Source organism: Streptomyces sp. NPDC002870, assembly GCF_042888505.1.
Taxonomy (GTDB): Bacteria; Actinomycetota; Actinomycetes; order Streptomycetales; family Streptomycetaceae; genus Streptomyces.
On record NZ_JBIAPW010000026.1, the window covers coordinates 33,739 to 49,420 of the forward strand.

A 15,682-nucleotide genomic window follows, 5' to 3' on the forward strand; every position below is an offset into this window, starting at 1 on the left:
GGGCTATCTCACCGCCTTCAGCGTCGCGTAGACCACGACGTTGCCCTGGTAGCCGGTGTGCTTGGTGTATCTGCCGCCGCAGGTGATCACCCGCAGTTCGGGTAGGCCGGAGCTGCCGTAGACCTTCTCGTCCGGGAACTTCTTCTTGTCGTAGACCTCCACGGCGTCGACGGCGAACACGGCCGTGCGCCGGTCTGCCCGGCTGATCTCGATGGTGTCGCCCTTGGTCAGGGCACCGAGGTTCTGGAAGACGGCGGGGCCCGCAGGCGTGTCCACGTGCCCGGCGGTGACGGCTGTCCCCCTCGAGCCCGGAGCCGTGCCGTCGCCGTACCAGCCGGCAAGGGTGGGTTTGTCGGCGGGCGGAGGCCGTAGTGCCCCCGAGGCGTCGAGGCCGAGTCTTGTCATGGGGGCGTCCACGCCGATGGCGGGGACCCGAATGCGAACCGGATCCGACGGCGGCAGCGGCTGGACGATGGGTCGCGCGGCTGAGGCGGTGCCGCTGGGGGCGGGGCGTACAGCAGTGGAGAAGGCCTGGGCAGCCGAAGGCTGCGGTGGCTGCTCGTCGCGTGCCGCGCTGATCACCAGTACGGTACCGGCCACCAGTGCGCTGGCCAGAAACCTGACTGAAGGGGTGGACGAGTGTGCGGAAGCCCTGGTCCTGTGCCCTTTTTCCATCGCGGTTGAGCCTCTGCTTTCGCAGCGGGTGGTGGTAGGCCCTCGCGGCCCCCGGACCGTTGCCGTGTCCGGGGGCCGGTGCGCGGGCGTCGGACGGTCAGGTTCGGATGCCGCTCAGACGGCGGCGCCTTCTGACCACACCCCCCGCGACGGCTCCGGCGAGCAGCACACCGCCCAGGGCGAACTGCGTACCTCTGTCCTGGGGCGGCCCGAAGCCGGCGTCGACTGAGCCGTTCGGGTGGTTGTCGGTGCCCTCGTGGTCGGCGCTCTCGCCCTCGTGGTCGGTGCCCTCGTGGTCGGCGCTCTCGCCCTCGTGGTCGGTGCCCTCGTGGTCGGAGCCCTCGCCCTCGTGGTCGGTGATCTGATATGTATCAGTGACCTTGATCCGCGGCGGGCACTTCAAGGTGACGGTGTCGCTCCCGGGTTTGGTCCCTTCCGGGAGCTCGAACTCGCCGGTGAGTTCGCCTTTACTCTCACCTTCGAAGAGGTGGAACGCCCCTCCGGCCTTCGACTCGCCCTTGCCGTAGGTCACGTCCGGGCCGCAGGCCTTGGTACTGACGATGACCTTGGTGCCCGGGGAGGCCTTCCCCGGCTGGATGTCGATGTCCGAGGCACCGGCGGCGACAGCGGCCGAGGCCGACAGACCAAGGGCACCGAGAGCCAGGCCAATACCTACACCGACACGTGTGTTACGCATGACGATCCTCCAACGGAGCAGTGTCCGGCCTGTCTGCGCGGCGCCTCTGCTGTGCTCCGCTCATGAGGCAACCGACAGTCCGTCAGCTCCGCAACATGACGCATCGACATATGTGTCACCCGGGCAGGTGTAGCGGCTGCTCTCGCTTGATCATTTATGCAGGTCACCGGAGCGGAGACTGTCACGGTGAATAAAGCGACAGAAGGACGGCGAACGGGCGAGGAGCGTCCGTTCGGGCAGGAACGTGTCGATGTCGCGTCCCGGGGTTCAGGTGGTTGATGCACCGTTAGAAGCTGTCGCACCGTCAGGACGTGGATCGGGGACCGCACGGTGCTCCCGCCGGAAGCGGGCGGCGGGGCGAGTTTGGACGTGCGCTTGAAGGCGTTGGGCGAAGGCGAATTCCTAGCTGCAACCGACCTGTTGGGCCATCGGGCGACTGCCCGACGAACGAGGTGAACGCTTTGGCGAGAGCCGTTCTGGACATCCCGCGGCCGCGCGGGCTGCCGGTGGATGTGGTCGAGCGCGGCGCGACGGCCGGACCGGTGAGCCCGGCGCACCAGCCGGAGCCGGACCCGCGAGAGGCCTCTTCGTCCAGCCATGCGCGGAGCAGGTGGACCAGGAGCACGTCCAGCAGGGCGGGCGTGACCTCGGGGAGCGCGCGCGGGAACGGGTGCGCCTGCCCTCGGTCGGGCTGGTAGGCACCGCATGGCGGCGATGACGTCGCTGTGAACACAGCGACCTGAGTACGTAGCGCACAGTGACGGTCCAGGACGCGGCGCAGTCCTGGCGGCTCAGGCCGGCGGAGCCATGCCCTGGTCGACGGAGACGGGGGCGGCTCCCGCTGCTTCCCGCACCGCCTCCACGATGGATTGGTGGAGGGTGCGGCTGGCCTCTTCGGAGGCGCACGGGACGGGGCTGCCGGCCATGGTGTACCAGTCCGAGGCGCCGCTGAACTGAACGGCGATCTGGGCCTGGTCCTCGGACCAGGTGGTATGGACGGTCAGGTCACCGCTGATCACACCGACCTCTTCGGTGAGGACGCCACCGGCTCCCGCGTAGATTCCGGTGGTCGTCCACGATGCCCAGGTCATGGCGCATGCCCTTACTGACGGTGGCGGAAGCTGAAATGCCGGCTTGCCCCCCGATCTGCCGTTCTTCGAGTCTGACACCTGCAGGACCGGTTCGCGCGGTGATGGCACCGGAGTGGCGCCCTCGGCCCGCCGATGGATCGGCGGAGTTGTCGACGCCGGATTCGCCGAAGCCCGCACGTGAGTCCTCCGGCTGCGAAATGCTGTTCCTTGAACGAGCCGGGGGACCGTGGGGAAGCGGGGGAGAGGTCTGTGGTCATCGGGGAGAGGCCTGTCATCGAGGAGCCGCGCCTGGACGTCCGGCGCCAGTCCTCGTCCTTATGGTCGCGCCGTCGTCTTCTGGTCGCCTTCCTGCCCGTACTCGCCGCCGTCCTGACGAGTGTGGCCGTGCTGGCGGTTTCGGGGAACGTCCTGCTGCCCTTCGAGCGAGTCGTCACGCTCGAGGGCAAGATGGCGTCCAAGCGGGACTTCTTCGAGGATAAAGAGGTTCAGCGTCTCCTGTTGAAGCATCACATACGGGTCCACATCACCCACTCAGGATCGCGTGAGGTGGCCATCCGGGATATCTCCTCGTACGACTTCGTGTTTCCCTCCGGACAGCCGGCCGGGGATCTGATCACCAGCCAGCGTGCGGCGAAGAACCAGTACGTCAAGGTGCACCGGCCGTTCGTCAGCCCCCTCGTGCTCGCCACGTACCGCGAGTACGCCGAGACCTTGGAGGCCGCGAAGATCGTCACGCCGCAACGCGCCTCCGGGAAGGGCCAGCCGCTCTATTACGTCGTGGACATGCAGAAGCTTCTGGAGAGCATCGACGACGAGAAGCGGTGGAACGAAATCGGGATTCAGAACCACGGGATCACCAACGCGAACAGGATCCTCGCCCAGAGTCCGGACGTCTGTGGGTCCAACTCGGCGGGAACCTATCTGGCGCTGGTCGCCTTCACCTGGCACGGCGAGAAGGACGAGGTGCCGGACACCGACAAGGAAGCCGACGACCGTGCCGTAGCGGTCAAACACCTCCTGGAGCAGGGCCTGCCGGCCGCGGACGTGTTCCGGACCTACCTCTCCCCGGAGGGAAAGGGAATCGCCCCTGTCGTGGTGGCGTACGAGCACCAGTATCTGGCGTACCAGGTGCAATACCAGGCCGAGTCCAAGGAGCTCGACTCCGAGCGGGTGCTTCTCTACCCGGACAATAAATTCGTGACCCAGCCCCAGTTCATCGCACTCAACATGAAGGGCGACCGGCTCGGTGAACTCATCACCCACGACCCTGAATTGCGGCAAAGGGCAATGGAGTTGGGATTCCGGATCCTCGACCCGTCGGGGGAGGTCTCGGGCGACAAGCTTTCCCAATTCCTGCGCGGGCGCGACATCCCGGTCCCCTCGATGGAGGGCGACAACACCAGGACGTCCATGCCGAGGCTGCGGTTTCTGGAAAGGATGATCTCCATTGTGGGCGACTGTCCGGCGGCCGGGTCCCCGGCCGGATCCACGCCCGGGCTGCCCGAATGAGGGCGCGCGGCCGCCTGACGGGCTTCATCGCCGTGTGCATGGCATGGCTATGGCTCGGCGCTGCCTCGGGCTGTTCGTCGGGTGACCCCGACCCGGTCACGCTGCGCGTGCTGGCCAGTTCGGAGCTCGCCGATATGCGGCCCCTACTCGAAGATCTCCGCCGCGACACCGGGATAGAGCTGGAGATGGACTACCGGGGCACCGTCGACGCCAGCAACGCACTCGTCCCGGGTCGCTACCGCCACGACCTCGCCTGGCTCTCCTCCGACCGCTATTTCCAGCTCAAGCTGAAGGCCGCCGGGCACCACGCCGAGAAGCCCCTGACCACCAGCATCATGCGCTCTCCGGTCGTCATCGGCATGAAGCCCGCCACGGCGGACCGGCTCCGCCGCGCGGCGCCCGGCGGGCAGATCTCCTGGGCCGATGTGGCAGACGCCGCGGCGGACGGGTCCCTGAAGTTCGCAATGGCCGATCCGCGGCACAGCAACAGCGGCCTTGCCGCGCTCGTCGGAGTGGCAACAGCCGCCGCGGGTACGGGCGGAGCACTGCGTCCCAAGGACGTCTCCTGCGACCGGCTTCGCGGCTTCTTCACCGGTCACGCACTGACCGAGGGCTCCTCCCGCCGCTTGGCGGACGGATTCGTGCGCCGCCAGGACGACGTGGACGCCCTCATCACTTACGAGTCCGAACTGCTCTCCCTCAACAGCGGCCGGAAGCTCCGCAAGTCACTGGAGATCGTCTATCCGAAGGACGGCATGGTGCTGTCCGACTACCCCCTGCTGCTGCTCGACCCCGCCAAGCGCGCCGCGTACGACAGGATGGTGGACTGGCTGAAGAGCGAACCGGTCCAGAAGAAGATCATGGAACGTACGCTGCGCCGGCCGATCGATCCGGCGGTGCCCCGGATCCCCGTACTCCGCGAGCCCGTCGGCAATGCCCTGTACTTCCCGGACCAGCAGGAGGTCGTCGACCGGCTCCTCGCCGACTACGGCGATCCGCAACGCGACAAGCCGGCCCAGGTGATCTTTCTGCTCGACTTCTCCGGGTCCATGCGGGGCGAGCGCATCGCGAAAGTGCGTGCCACCTTCGACGGCCTCAGCGGCGCCGACGATTCGCGCTCCGGAAAGTTCGTCAGGTTCTACCGGGGCGAATCGCTCACCGTGATGCGATTCGGCGGCCGCGTACTCGACGACAGGAGCCTGACCTACGACGGGCAGCGGGATCTCGACCGCCTCCGCGGATTCGTCGCGGCCGACGACTTCGACGCGAGCACGGCCATCTGGTCCACTCTCGACCGTGCCTATACGAAGGTGGCCGGCATCGTACGGGACCAGCCCGGCCGGCCCGTCTCCATCGTCCTTATGACGGACGGTGAGAACAACGCCGGGATGAACCTGGACGCCTTCATAAGCCGTTACGAGGCACGGCCGCAGGCGGCCCGCGCCGTGCGCACCTACACCATTCGCTATGGCGAGGCCGACACCAAGGAACTCGATCGAGCGGCACGGGCGACCGGCGGACGGATGGTCGACGCCACAGCCCAGTCCCTCCTCAGTGCTTTCAAGGAGATACGTGGGTGTGCTCAGTGACGTGTGGTGGGGCGTCTGGTGGCCCTGGATGCTCCTGTGGCTGATGACCGTGATCGGCGCCGTGGGGCTGCTCGCCGTGACGCTCCACTGGCTCACCCGTGGCAGGCGTACCGGCGGCCAGAACCTCACCTACAGCATCTGCTTCTACCTCCATGACAGATCGGTCATGGATCACTACCAGATGCGCGGTTATGCGGCAGCCCTGCGCAAAGAGGTCGAGCAGCGGACCAGCGACAGCAGGGACGGGAACATCCGCGCCACGGTCTTCGGGATGAGCGCGGGCGGTGGCAGGCGCGACAACAGCGAGATCGTCAGCAAGTATCTCCAAGTGGCGGAGCCCATCTCGGTGATCGGCATCATCATGGACGTTCTCGAGAGGAAGGACGTCATCGTCCACGTCGACCTGGTCAATCAGACCGTCAGACGCAACGAGGCACTGATCAGAGGGGTGGCAGCACTCCAGGGTTCCGGGAGTTCCCAGCACACCGTCCGACTCCGAGACATCGAGGATTTCGTGCTGATCAGAGGCCGGTTCCGGAAGATCAGCGAATCGGCGGAGTTCACGGTCTTCCTGGCGCCGTACGGAGACCCGGACGATCCCGCACGAGGTCCTCGCGTCCGTGTCACCTGTGCGACGGAGGGCCTGCGCAACGAGGTCCCGCAAGGCACCTTCTCGGCACGCTGTCTGGGCAAGGTCCAGGACTGGAACGCCGAGGACGCGGTCCTGGAGGTGCAGGCCATGGCGATCTTCCGGTAGCCGGATCAAGCGCCTACCGCGTCCCGGACGGCGGTCGGACGAGTGCGCCGGGCTGCGGTGTTGTCAGGACCAGGCACCCGCGAAGTCGATTTCCTCTGCCCACTCCGGGTGGTCTATGAGCGGATTGCGATTGCCCTGCATCTCGGCTATCGCCGCATTGCGGTGCCGCTCGTACTCGCTCACCGCATCGTCGGCGTGCCAGGACAACAGAAGGTTCAGGCGCTCCCGCTGGAGCTCCCGTGCCTCGTCGCCGATGAAGCCGGGGTAGCGCAGCAGGAAGTACAGCGTCGCCCTGGCGACCGGCCCCTTGCCGGCCGACGGCTCGAACTTCAGCGGCTCCCGGCGTCCGCAGGAGTGCCGGACGACTTCCTCACTGTCCAGGAAGTCGAAGTACGGGATGTTCCCGCGGAAGCTGTTGCACGCCGACTCGCAGGCGAAGAGATGATGCAGATCCCCGCGCATGGGCTCCTTTTTGGCGAACCAGGACTGGGGCACAACGTGCTCGCAGTTGAACGGCAGTGCCGCCTCCAGGGCCTCGAACTCGGCCTCGAGCGCCTCGGGTCCGGGCGCGCTCTCGTGGAGCAGAAACTCCTGCCAGCGCCCGATCCGGGCGGCCTCCACCGCGGCGTCGGCCTGTATGAGCTCCTCGGGAGTGAAATCCTTGCCCGAGTAGATGCTGCGCAACTGCTCGTCCGGGTGGAGGTCGACCCAGGGGTAGAGCAGGCGCATCGGCTTGTACGCGGGTCGGCGCTCATGGGTGGACTCCAGCAGCTCGGCGAGCGCGTGGCGCAGACCGGCGGGACTGTCGGAGCGGATGTCCGCGTAGTAGGAGTCGCGCGCGATCCGGTCCGCGTCCGCGTCGTAGTACGGACGGGCTCTGGCGGCGGCGAGGTTGACCATTGCGGCGGCCAGGTCGTTCTCGGCGGGCGACTGGCCGTCGATGTGTCCGACCCCGGAAAGCGCGGGGCCGGGGAGGGCAGTGACGGGAAGGGGCGTCGGCGCCGCAGCCCCAGCTGTGGCCGGAGGTTGGGCCTGGGCCAGGAGGGTCGCCGGGTCGAGGGTGACACTGATGTGCAGCGGTACGGTCCACCGTACGGCTCCTGCGGGCGCCGCCTGCTGATGCGTGGCTCCGTCCGGCGCGAGACTCTGAAGTCCGACGTGGTTCGCCCCGCTCGGCGGCGGTGACGCCTCCACCGGGTGCAGGGCCGCGCCCGCTGCGAAGAGCTCCTCGCGGAGGGCGGCGGCTGCACCGGACAGCGGGAACTGCCTCAGCGCGCCCAGGACGCGGCTGATCCGCACCCCCTCGTTGGCCTTCCAGTCCAGCCGGTGCTCACCCATGCCCGGGTGCCAGAGGGACCCGTCGAGGGCAAGGGGTTTGCCGTTCTCGTCGGTGCGCGGAACGCCCGCGTGATGCAGTGCCACGACCTCCCACTGGTCGTTGAAGACCGGAGACCCCGATGAGCCGGGCGCCGTGTCGGTCTCGTAGTGCACAAACTTTTCCAGCAGGTCCACGACCTTGTTCTCGCGCAGTGCCAGCTGCTTGGGCTCGCCGTTGGGGTGCTGGATGATGTTGACGATCTCGCCGAGGATGACCTTGCCCTCGGTCTCCCTGAGGGGCAGTCGGCCGAAGGGCGAGAGCGGCCGGCCGTCCTGGGAGGTCTGGGCCACGGCGACCACGCTGAAGTCGAGGGCGCGGTCGGTGACGAAGAGGGTCTGCGGCTCGAGCTCGAACACCACCGGAGCGAGCATCTGTCCGTCCAGGCCTGCCTGGAAGTTGAATTCGACAACGCCACGGCCTGCCTCGTCCGCGGTGCGCAGCACATGGTTGTTGGTCATCAGGAGCGAGGGGGACACGAGGAATCCGGTGCCGTGGTGGATCCCGGCTCCTCCCCGGACGGTCAACCGCCCGATCGAGCGGGACGCCAGAAAGCCTGCTTCGAGGAAACCGACTCCGATGAGGTCATTGCGCCCCATGAGGCGTTCCAGCCCCAGTACGTCGGCACCGACGGTGTCCGGGTCCAGATCCAGGCTGCTGCCCGTGGTGGCTGCCGCCGGCGTCTGCTCGATCGCGGTGGCCATCGCCCAGTCGGCGCCCAGGCGTGCCAGTCTCTTGCTCACCCGTTCCGGAGCGTCGGCGTAGAGGATGCCGCTGCGGTCCAGCACCCGCAGGTTGCGAGTCCGCTCCCCGGCGCGTTTCGCGTAGCGGTCGCGCGCTCCCTCAACTTGCGAAAGGTAGTCCGCGTCGGCCTGGGACAACTGCTCCACTGTCATGTCGGCACGCCTCCTCGTGGCCCTCGTCCACGCCAGGATTTCGCTGTCTTTTCGCCCCTCTTCCAGTATGTGCATGGAATGCCCGGCACCGCTCACCTGAATGGATCAGTTGTTCTCCGTTCAATACTCGACCGCTGCATAATTGCTAGCTACCTGGACGCATTGCTCACCCAGCGCAGGACGGCCGCGACCGTTGTGTCGTCCAGTGTGCTGAGGACGTTGATGGCGTCCATGTCACCGGGGAGCGGGGCGATACCCGCGGTGGTCAGCACGGCGTGCAGCTCCAGGCGGTGGCTGTCCTCGGCCGCCAGTGTGAACGGCAGTCGCTGCCGTGGATCCGGCGCGGGCAGGAAGTAGTCGCCGAGCTCATCGACAGCTCCCACGATTTCGGGTTGGTCGAAGTCCCGCACACCGGGGAAGCGGTACGAATCGATCGCCGACTGCGGCGTCGTCAGCGGAGGTTCGGAAAACTGCCAGGCGTTCATCAAGGCCTCCTGGGTCGTCGTCACTGACCAACAAGAGCCCCGCTGGGCCGCGTTCAGTTGCAGGTGCTGCAACACACCACCCGAACGTCCCCTATAGCATCTCTTCACAACGGCACGGCGCCACCTTCCGGCATGGCATGGCACGGCACCATCCTCCGGCCCAGCCCTCGCTTTCGCCGGGACGAAGGCCTGCCTCTTCTGGTTGACGCCGCTAGGTACTGAGCAGGCGGTTGAAGAACGAGCGGTAGTGCTGGAGCGCGACGCGCAGTTCCTCCGTCGCAACTTCCTCGCCCCGGTCCCACTGGGCCTCCAGGCCCTGCTTGTGGGCGGAGAACGACCTGGCCAGCGTCTGCATCACGTCAGCGACCAGCGCATCGGCGGCGCGCACAGCGTCCCGTGGGTCGTCGACGAAGGTGCTCTGGATGTCCCGCCACTTGCCGCGGTACTCATCCGTCTCCTCGGGTCCGAGCAGTGCCCGGTCCTCTTCATCTGCCTCCTGCGCCCTTCCGGATTCCAGCGGTGCCTCCTCGGGGATGCCGGCAGGCTCCTCACCGACAGCATCCGGGCCGTTCACCGGCTCTTCCTGCTGCCCGGTGGCACCGGTGGCCTCTCCTGGGAAGGCGGGGGGCAGCCGGTCCTGAGACTCCGCACGGGGACCCTGGGGATTGGCGATGCTCTCGGTCGTGAGGCCTTCCTCGCCGGGCGGGCGAGTCCTATCGTCCCCATCCCGTATGCCGTCTCGTTGCATGTCTTTCACCTCATCCGGCTCAGGAGCCGTCGTTTCGCCGGGCATTGCCCCGGTCGCTGAGCAGTTCCTCGAACAGTGCGCGGTAGTGCACCATCGCTCCTCTCAGCTCTTCGGTGGTGGCCTGCCCGCCACCGCTGCGCACATTGATCTCGTGGGCGGTGCGGTAGTGCTCCAGGGTGCGGCCGTGCTCCACAGAGAGATCTGCCAGCCGCTGCTCGTATCCATCGTCGGTCGGATATCCGCGCTCGGTCATGAGCCGCGCCACGAGCCGGTCCGCATCGGCGACCGCCTCGCCGGGGCGATCCACGAAGCGTTCCTGGACGCTGCTCCAGTCGTCCGCGTACTGGTGTCGGACCTCGGCCGGCAGTTCCTTGATGTCGAGCCTGTCGTGGCGTTCTTCGCGGGCACGCAGCTCGCGCTCTGCAGCCGGTCGGCTGTTCTGCTCCGCCACAGTGCGGTCGTACTCCGGACCGAAGCGCTCCCGCAGGCGCCGTCGGCGCGACAGAGTCCACAGCGCTACGGCGATGATGATCAACACCACCGCGATGGGGACGATGATGGCGACAAGAGTGCTGGCAGACATCTGTTCCTCCAAGGGCGTGGTCAGTGTTGGTCAGAACCTGACCTTGCCGGGTTGCGGCCCCCCATCACCTACCACCGGTACCAGCGGGACACAGGATCGGGACCATGTCGATCACCTCCGCGCCGTCACAGTGCGCGCTGTTGCGAACGTTCCGCCTTCAGGCACGCGGGTGCCCAGGATGCGGAGAATCAGGCATGGCAGTTTGTCCCGTTTTATTGCGGGCAGTCGAGAATCAACCGGCGGGGGTGTGGTGTCAGTATGCTGACACCGTGGCTGCGAAGGCTGGATTGTCCGATGAAAGCGCCCCTTGAAGAACCGATCCACGGTTCCGATCAGCTCGAGTTGCTGAGCGTCACTCTGCAAGCTGAGGGGCGCGAAGGGCTCGACGTCGCACTGCCCGAACCCGGGAAGGCAGAGACCACACTGCTGGAGGCTCCATTCGCGCTCAAAGAAGGCGCGGAAATCCGCATCACACTGGGCTTCCGTCTCCGGCAGGCCGTCGAAGGCCTCAAGTTCACTGTGGTGAGGAAACGGCATGGAGCGGTGATCGGGACGGCCGAGGTGATGCTCGGAAGTTACCGGCCGGGCGGTCCGTACGAGCTGGTGCTTCCGCCGGAGCGGCTGCCGAGCGGTCGCCTGGCCCGCGACACCTACCAAGTGACCGGGACGTTCACTGACGCCGACGGAAAAGAGCTGGGTCATGAAGTCCATTCCTTCGAGATCACGAAGGAATGGACTTCATAGCGATCCGCGGCGGCGTGACGCCGAAAGCCGCTCAGTCCTCGCTGCCCCCGGCGAACTGGAAGACAAGTCCGAAGACTCCCGCCACCAGTACGCCGAGCCCGATCAGCACCAGCCATAGGCCGTACACGACGCCGACAGCCAGTGCCGCGCTGCCGGCGGCTGTCAGCACCGGATAGGCGCTCTGGGGCGGGAAGAACCCCAGGGGGCCCGCTCTGTCGCGGATCTCGGCCTCCTTGCGGTCCTCCGGGCGGATGCCCTTCCTGCGGTACGTCGTGCCGAAGAAGAACGCGATCAGGGACGCCATGGCGAACGCCACGGTGAGCGCCGCGATGCCGGCAGGCTCCTTGGACCACACGGCATAAATCACGTCAGTCACAAGGAAGAACAGGGCGACCCAGGCGAAGAGGTAGGCCTCGATCTTCATACGCTTCCCTCCCCGTGCGGATCCGGTGGCGGCTCGACTCGTCTGCGTTGGGCATCGGGCCTCGCCATCGCCTCCGGATGGTTCATGTCGAAGGCCGGCGAGTCGGAACGCACGCGGGGCATCGCATGGAAATTATGCCGGGGCGCTGGGCAGGATGTCGCCCATTCGAGGGACCGGCCGAAACCCCATGGATCGGCGACCTCGATTTTGGGTCCGTACTGAGTGGTGCGCCACACGTTGTAGAGAAATGGCAGAGTGGAAAGGCCGAGCAGGAACGAGCCAATGGTCGAAATCGTGTTCAGGAGTGTGAAGCCATCCGTGGCGAGGTAGTCCGCGTAACGGCGGGGCATCCCCATTTCTCCGAGCCAGTGGTGGACCAGGAACGTGGTCTGAAATCCAATGAACAGGGTCCAGAAGTGAATCCTGCCCAGTCGCTCGTCGAGCAGGCGTCCCGTCCATTTGGGCCACCAGAAGTAAAATCCGCCGAACATGGCGAAGACGACGGTGCCGAAGAGTACGTAATGCAGGTGGGCCACGATGAAGTAGCTGTCCGTGACGTGGAAGTCCAGAGGTGGAGAAGCGATCATCACTCCGCTGAGGCCACCGAGCAGGAAGGTGACGAGGAAGCCCAACGCCCACAGCATCGGTGTCTCGAATGAGATGCTCCCGTGCCACATCGTGCCGATCCAGTTGAAGAATTTGACCCCTGTCGGCACCGCGATGATGAATGACATCATCGAGAAGAAGGGCAGTAGCACGGCGCCCGTCGTAAACATGTGATGTGCCCAGACCACCGCGGAAAGCATCGTGATGGCGATGGTGGCCCCGACCATTCCAACGTATCCGAAGATCGGCTTACGGCTGAAGACAGGAATGATCTCGGTCACTACGCCGAAGAAGGGCAATGCGACGATGTAGACCTCGGGATGGCCGAAGAACCAGAACAGATGCTGCCAGAGGAGTGCGCCGCCGTTGGCTGCGTCGAAGATATGGGCCCCGAACTTGCGATCCGCCTCGAGCGCCAGCAATGCGGCCGTCAGTACCGGAAAAGACACCAGCACGAGAATGGAAGTGAACAGCACATTCCATGTGAAAATGGGCATGCGGAACATAGTCATTCCCGGAGCGCGCAGGCACACGATGGTGGCGACGAAATTGACAGATCCGAGGGTGGTGCTGACTCCGGCCAGTACCAGACCCATCGCCCACAGGTCACCTCCCTCGCCGGGGGAGTACACCGGCCCGTTCAGCGGGGCGTAGGCGAACCATCCGAAATCCGCTGCCCCCTCCGGGGTGAGGAAACCGGAGAGGACGATCAGTCCGCCGAAGAGGTACAGCCAGTAAGTGAGCGCATTGAGCCGGGGAAAGGCGACGTCGGGTGCCCCGATCTGCAAGGGCATCACCGCGTTGGCCAATCCGGCGAACATCGGAGTCGCGAAGAGCAGCATCATGATCGTGCCGTGGATGGTGAACATCTGGTTGTACTGCTCACTGCTGACGATCTGCAGCCCGGGGCGGGCCAGTTCGGCCCGGATCACCATGGCCATCAAACCGGCCAGCAGGAAGAACCCGAACGCCGTGACCATGTAGAGATTGCCGATGACCTTGTGGTCCGTGGTCGTCAACCAGCCTCTGATCCGATTCCCGACCACGGTCCTTTCTTTTCCGGCCACAGCCGTTGGCGTCACTAGGGGGCCGTGGACCATCCGTGGGTCCTCCGTTCGCCGGCGGTGAGAAGGGGGACAGGCGACCCGTCCCAGGGGTTCGCGACGGGCGCTGCATGCTATGACCGTTTCTCCCGCATTACGGAGCGCCGCCACCCACTGTTCCGACCCGTGTCGGAGACTGCCCTCGTATGGGTGAGGGGGCAGGCCGGTCCACGGAATCCCGTCCGGCCCTGCCCGCCGGTGGCCACTGCTTGAACACACCGATACCGGCCTCCGACACCCCTGACGGCGACGCCCTTACGCTCCTTGCGCGGCCTCTTGTGACGTCCCGTCACATCGAACGCGCCGAATCCGCTGGAGCACGTCAGGGGGCAGGAGCAGCTCATGATCTTCTTCCGGCGGGCAAGACTGGCGGCAAGCGCCGTGAAAAGCCGTACACGGCAGGCCGCGGGACGGACTGCCGAAGGGCTGGACGCACGGCTGCCGTTCAGCGAGGGCGGCGGTCTGCTGCGCAAGGCGTTCCCCAACCACTGGTCCTTTCTGCTGGGCGAGTTGGCGCTGTACAGCCTGATCGTGCTGCTGCTGACCGGTGTCTACCTCACGCTGTTCTTCAAGCCCGAGATGAGCGAGGTGGTGTACGACGGGTCGTACGCGCCGCTCGACGGCGTCCGGATGTCGCAGGCGTTCGATTCCACGCTGAGCATCAGCTTCGACGTCCGCGGGGGGTTGTTGATCCGGCAGATGCACCACTGGGCGTCGGTCATCTTCGTCGCCGCGATCGGTGTGCATCTGCTGCGGGTGTTCTTCACCGGCGCGTTCCGTAAGCCCCGTGAAGCGAACTGGATGATCGGTGTCACGCTCTTCGTGGTGGCACTGGCCGAAGGGTTCGCCGGTTACTCGCTCCCGGACGACCTGCTCTCCGGCACCGGGATGCGGATCGCTCAGGGCATCATGCTGTCGATTCCGGTGGCCGGGACCTACATCAGCATGTTCGCGTTCGGTGCGGAGTTTCCGGGGGAGGACATGATCACCCGGCTGTACGGGCTGCACATCCTGCTCCTGCCGGGGCTGCTGCTCGCCCTGGTCACGGTCCATCTGATGCTGGTCTTCTATCTGAAGCACACCCAGTGGGCGGGCCGGGGCCGCACCAATCGCAACGCGGTCGGCAAGCCGTTCTTCCCCCACTTCACGGCCGCTTCGGGCGGACTTTTCTTCACCGTCTTCGGGGTGGTCACGGCCCTCGGCGGGCTGGCACAGATCAACCCGGTCTGGGCGTACGGGCCTTACCGGACCGACCTGGTGTCGACGGGCTCGCAGCCGGACTGGTACGTCGGCTTCCTGGAAGGTGCGCTGCGACTGGTGCCGCCATGGGAGACGGAGGTGGCCGGGCACACGCTGATGTGGAACGTCCTGCTGCCCGCTCTGGTCCTGCCCGGCGTCCTGTTCGCCGTTCTGTACGCGTATCCGTTCGCCGAGGCGTGGGTGACGGGCGACCGGCGCGAGCACCACCTGTGCGACCGGCCGCGCGACCGGCCGGTGCGCACCGGGCTCGGGGTCGCGGGTATCGCCTTCTACGGCGTGCTTCTGCTGGCCGGCGGCAACGACGTGGTGGCCTTCACGTTCCGTATCTCACTCAACGGCCTGACGTGGGCATTGCGTGCCGGTCTGGTCGTGCTGCCGATCGTCGCGTTTCTCGTGACCAAGCGGCTCTGTCTCGCGTTCCAGGAGGCCGAGTTCGAGCAGCTGGCCTCCGGCGTGGAGACCGGCAACGTGCGCCAGTCGCTCGAGGGCGGCTTCGAGCAGGAGCACCGGCCCCTCGATGTGGACAAGCGGTATCTGCTGGCGCACAGGAGCCTGCCCGCGGCCAAGGAGCCGCCACCCGGTTCCGGTGCTGACCACTTGCGGCTCGGGCGGTTGCGGGAGTCGCTCGGCAACTGGTTCAGCACCAGGTCAGCAGCGGAGGGGCGCGACACCGGCAAGGGAGGCGAGGAGCGAGGCGAGCCCCCGGACCATCAGTCCGGTCACCCGTGATCAGCCCTCGCCTCAGGCGCGCAGCGAACGGCCCCTCTGCGCCGCGCCGGGCCGCCGCACCGGAGGTCAGCGGCCGAGGGACTTCTTGAGTTCGGACTTGTTCATGGACGAGCGCCCCTGGATGTTGCGGCGCTGAGCCTCCGCGTACAGCTGGTCGTAGGTGGGACCTTCGGACCCGCTGTGGGAACGCTGCCCGCCACGCTTGGAGGACGACATGTCCTGTGTGGAACTCTTGCTGGCCGTACGGGACTCACCGGAACGTGCGCGTTCCTTGTTCACCGTGCGTGCGGCGATTTCCTTGGCCCGCTTCTCGCTCTCGCCTCGCTCCTCGGCGCTCTCCTTGATGTGTTCGTACTGCCGTTCCCGCTTGGAACTCGAGCCTCGGGGCATCGCTCTTGCTCCTCTCACAGA

The 15,682-nt window shown here is 66.4% G+C and carries 15 protein-coding genes; 5 read left to right on the forward strand and 10 right to left on the reverse strand.

Going from position 1 to position 15,682, the window contains the following annotated elements:
* Nucleotides 1-3 precede the first annotated feature (3 nt).
* The 3 genes from ACFYWY_RS26870 to ACFYWY_RS26880 all read right to left on the reverse strand — a co-directional run bounded on the left by ACFYWY_RS26870 (nucleotide 4) and on the right by ACFYWY_RS26880 (nucleotide 2,463).
* The gene (locus ACFYWY_RS26870) at nucleotides 4-675 is read right to left on the reverse strand and encodes a class F sortase (RefSeq protein WP_389190587.1); all 672 of its coding nucleotides are present in this window, start codon (nucleotides 673-675) and stop codon (nucleotides 4-6) included.
* A 97-nt stretch (nucleotides 676-772) separates the two neighbouring features.
* A complete protein-coding gene (locus tag ACFYWY_RS26875) occupies nucleotides 773-1,372 on the reverse strand; it encodes a sortase (protein ID WP_389190588.1) in 600 nt (199 codons plus the stop codon).
* Between the two features lie 791 nt (nucleotides 1,373-2,163).
* Nucleotides 2,164-2,463: a hypothetical protein gene (locus ACFYWY_RS26880; protein ID WP_389190589.1), complete on the reverse strand. Its 300-nt coding sequence runs from the start codon at nucleotides 2,461-2,463 to the stop codon at nucleotides 2,164-2,166.
* Between the two features lie 249 nt (nucleotides 2,464-2,712).
* On the opposite strand from ACFYWY_RS26880, the gene ACFYWY_RS26885 reads away from it, so the two are divergent.
* From ACFYWY_RS26885 to ACFYWY_RS26895, 3 genes are read left to right on the forward strand one after another with little or no spacing between them, the layout of a single operon-like run.
* On the forward strand, nucleotides 2,713-3,972 hold the full coding sequence (locus ACFYWY_RS26885; RefSeq protein ID WP_389190590.1) for a hypothetical protein: 1,260 nt from the start codon (nucleotides 2,713-2,715) through the stop codon (nucleotides 3,970-3,972).
* 38 nt (nucleotides 3,973-4,010) lie between these two features.
* A complete protein-coding gene (locus ACFYWY_RS26890; RefSeq protein ID WP_389190591.1) occupies nucleotides 4,011-5,561 on the forward strand; it encodes a substrate-binding domain-containing protein in 1,551 nt (516 codons plus the stop codon).
* A complete protein-coding gene (locus ACFYWY_RS26895; protein ID WP_389190592.1) occupies nucleotides 5,551-6,318 on the forward strand; it encodes a hypothetical protein in 768 nt (255 codons plus the stop codon). The genes ACFYWY_RS26890 and ACFYWY_RS26895 overlap by 11 nt, the downstream gene beginning before the upstream one ends.
* A 63-nt stretch (nucleotides 6,319-6,381) precedes the next feature.
* On the opposite strand, the gene ACFYWY_RS26900 is transcribed toward ACFYWY_RS26895, so the two are convergent.
* From ACFYWY_RS26900 to ACFYWY_RS26915, 4 genes are all read right to left on the reverse strand, one after another.
* Nucleotides 6,382-8,589 carry an endonuclease gene (locus ACFYWY_RS26900; RefSeq protein ID WP_389190593.1) on the reverse strand — a complete coding sequence of 736 codons (2,208 nt, stop codon included), beginning with the start codon at nucleotides 8,587-8,589 and terminating at the stop codon, nucleotides 6,382-6,384.
* Nucleotides 8,590-8,738: 149 nt separating this feature from the next.
* Nucleotides 8,739-9,074, reverse strand: coding sequence for a hypothetical protein (locus ACFYWY_RS26905; protein ID WP_389190594.1), 336 nt, complete (start codon nucleotides 9,072-9,074; stop codon nucleotides 8,739-8,741).
* 211 nt (nucleotides 9,075-9,285) lie between these two features.
* Nucleotides 9,286-9,822: a hypothetical protein gene (locus ACFYWY_RS26910; RefSeq protein ID WP_389190595.1), complete on the reverse strand. Its 537-nt coding sequence runs from the start codon at nucleotides 9,820-9,822 to the stop codon at nucleotides 9,286-9,288.
* A 19-nt stretch (nucleotides 9,823-9,841) separates the two neighbouring features.
* A complete protein-coding gene (locus ACFYWY_RS26915) occupies nucleotides 9,842-10,405 on the reverse strand; it encodes a hypothetical protein (protein ID WP_389190596.1) in 564 nt (187 codons plus the stop codon).
* A gap of 258 nt (nucleotides 10,406-10,663) precedes the next feature.
* Here ACFYWY_RS26915 and ACFYWY_RS26920 point away from each other — a divergent pair, with 258 nt between their 5' ends.
* A complete protein-coding gene (locus tag ACFYWY_RS26920; protein ID WP_389190597.1) occupies nucleotides 10,664-11,149 on the forward strand; it encodes a hypothetical protein in 486 nt (161 codons plus the stop codon).
* Between the two features lie 31 nt (nucleotides 11,150-11,180).
* Here the strand turns inward: ACFYWY_RS26920 and ACFYWY_RS26925 are convergent, their stop codons facing one another.
* Together ACFYWY_RS26925 and ctaD are read right to left on the reverse strand one after the other, a co-directional pair.
* Nucleotides 11,181-11,573 carry a cytochrome c oxidase subunit 4 gene (locus ACFYWY_RS26925; protein WP_389190598.1) on the reverse strand — a complete coding sequence of 131 codons (393 nt, stop codon included), beginning with the start codon at nucleotides 11,571-11,573 and terminating at the stop codon, nucleotides 11,181-11,183.
* Nucleotides 11,570-13,279, reverse strand: coding sequence for a cytochrome c oxidase subunit I (ctaD, locus tag ACFYWY_RS26930; RefSeq protein WP_389190599.1), 1,710 nt, complete (start codon nucleotides 13,277-13,279; stop codon nucleotides 11,570-11,572). The genes ACFYWY_RS26925 and ctaD overlap by 4 nt, the downstream gene beginning before the upstream one ends.
* 345 nt (nucleotides 13,280-13,624) lie before the next feature.
* Here ctaD and ACFYWY_RS26935 point away from each other — a divergent pair, with 345 nt between their 5' ends.
* Nucleotides 13,625-15,271 carry a cytochrome bc complex cytochrome b subunit gene (locus tag ACFYWY_RS26935; RefSeq protein ID WP_389190600.1) on the forward strand — a complete coding sequence of 549 codons (1,647 nt, stop codon included), beginning with the start codon at nucleotides 13,625-13,627 and terminating at the stop codon, nucleotides 15,269-15,271.
* Nucleotides 15,272-15,337: 66 nt separating this feature from the next.
* Here ACFYWY_RS26935 and ACFYWY_RS26940 read toward each other — a convergent pair whose 3' ends face one another.
* The gene (locus ACFYWY_RS26940) at nucleotides 15,338-15,661 is read right to left on the reverse strand and encodes a plasmid stabilization protein (protein WP_389190601.1); all 324 of its coding nucleotides are present in this window, start codon (nucleotides 15,659-15,661) and stop codon (nucleotides 15,338-15,340) included.
* Nucleotides 15,662-15,682: the final 21 nt, after the last annotated feature.

Excerpts from the sequence above, each read along its gene's own strand:
- ACFYWY_RS26870 (WP_389190587.1), bottom strand. The coding sequence starts at position 675 with ATGGAAAAAGGGCACAGGACCAGGGCTTCCGCACACTCGTCCACCCCT.
- ACFYWY_RS26875 (WP_389190588.1), bottom strand. The coding sequence starts at position 1,372 with ATGCGTAACACACGTGTCGGTGTAGGTATTGGCCTGGCTCTCGGTGCC.
- ACFYWY_RS26880 (WP_389190589.1), bottom strand. The coding sequence starts at position 2,463 with ATGACCTGGGCATCGTGGACGACCACCGGAATCTACGCGGGAGCCGGT.
- ACFYWY_RS26890 (WP_389190591.1), top strand. The coding sequence starts at position 4,011 with ATGGCATGGCTATGGCTCGGCGCTGCCTCGGGCTGTTCGTCGGGTGAC.
- ACFYWY_RS26900 (WP_389190593.1), bottom strand. The coding sequence starts at position 8,589 with ATGACAGTGGAGCAGTTGTCCCAGGCCGACGCGGACTACCTTTCGCAA.
- ACFYWY_RS26905 (WP_389190594.1), bottom strand. The coding sequence starts at position 9,074 with ATGAACGCCTGGCAGTTTTCCGAACCTCCGCTGACGACGCCGCAGTCG.
- ACFYWY_RS26910 (WP_389190595.1), bottom strand. The coding sequence starts at position 9,822 with ATGCAACGAGACGGCATACGGGATGGGGACGATAGGACTCGCCCGCCC.
- ACFYWY_RS26915 (WP_389190596.1), bottom strand. The coding sequence starts at position 10,405 with ATGTCTGCCAGCACTCTTGTCGCCATCATCGTCCCCATCGCGGTGGTG.
- ACFYWY_RS26920 (WP_389190597.1), top strand. The coding sequence starts at position 10,664 with ATGCTGACACCGTGGCTGCGAAGGCTGGATTGTCCGATGAAAGCGCCC.
- ACFYWY_RS26925 (WP_389190598.1), bottom strand. The coding sequence starts at position 11,573 with ATGAAGATCGAGGCCTACCTCTTCGCCTGGGTCGCCCTGTTCTTCCTT.
- ctaD (WP_389190599.1), bottom strand. The coding sequence starts at position 13,279 with ATGGTCCACGGCCCCCTAGTGACGCCAACGGCTGTGGCCGGAAAAGAA.
- ACFYWY_RS26935 (WP_389190600.1), top strand. The coding sequence starts at position 13,625 with ATGATCTTCTTCCGGCGGGCAAGACTGGCGGCAAGCGCCGTGAAAAGC.
- ACFYWY_RS26940 (WP_389190601.1), bottom strand. The coding sequence starts at position 15,661 with ATGCCCCGAGGCTCGAGTTCCAAGCGGGAACGGCAGTACGAACACATC.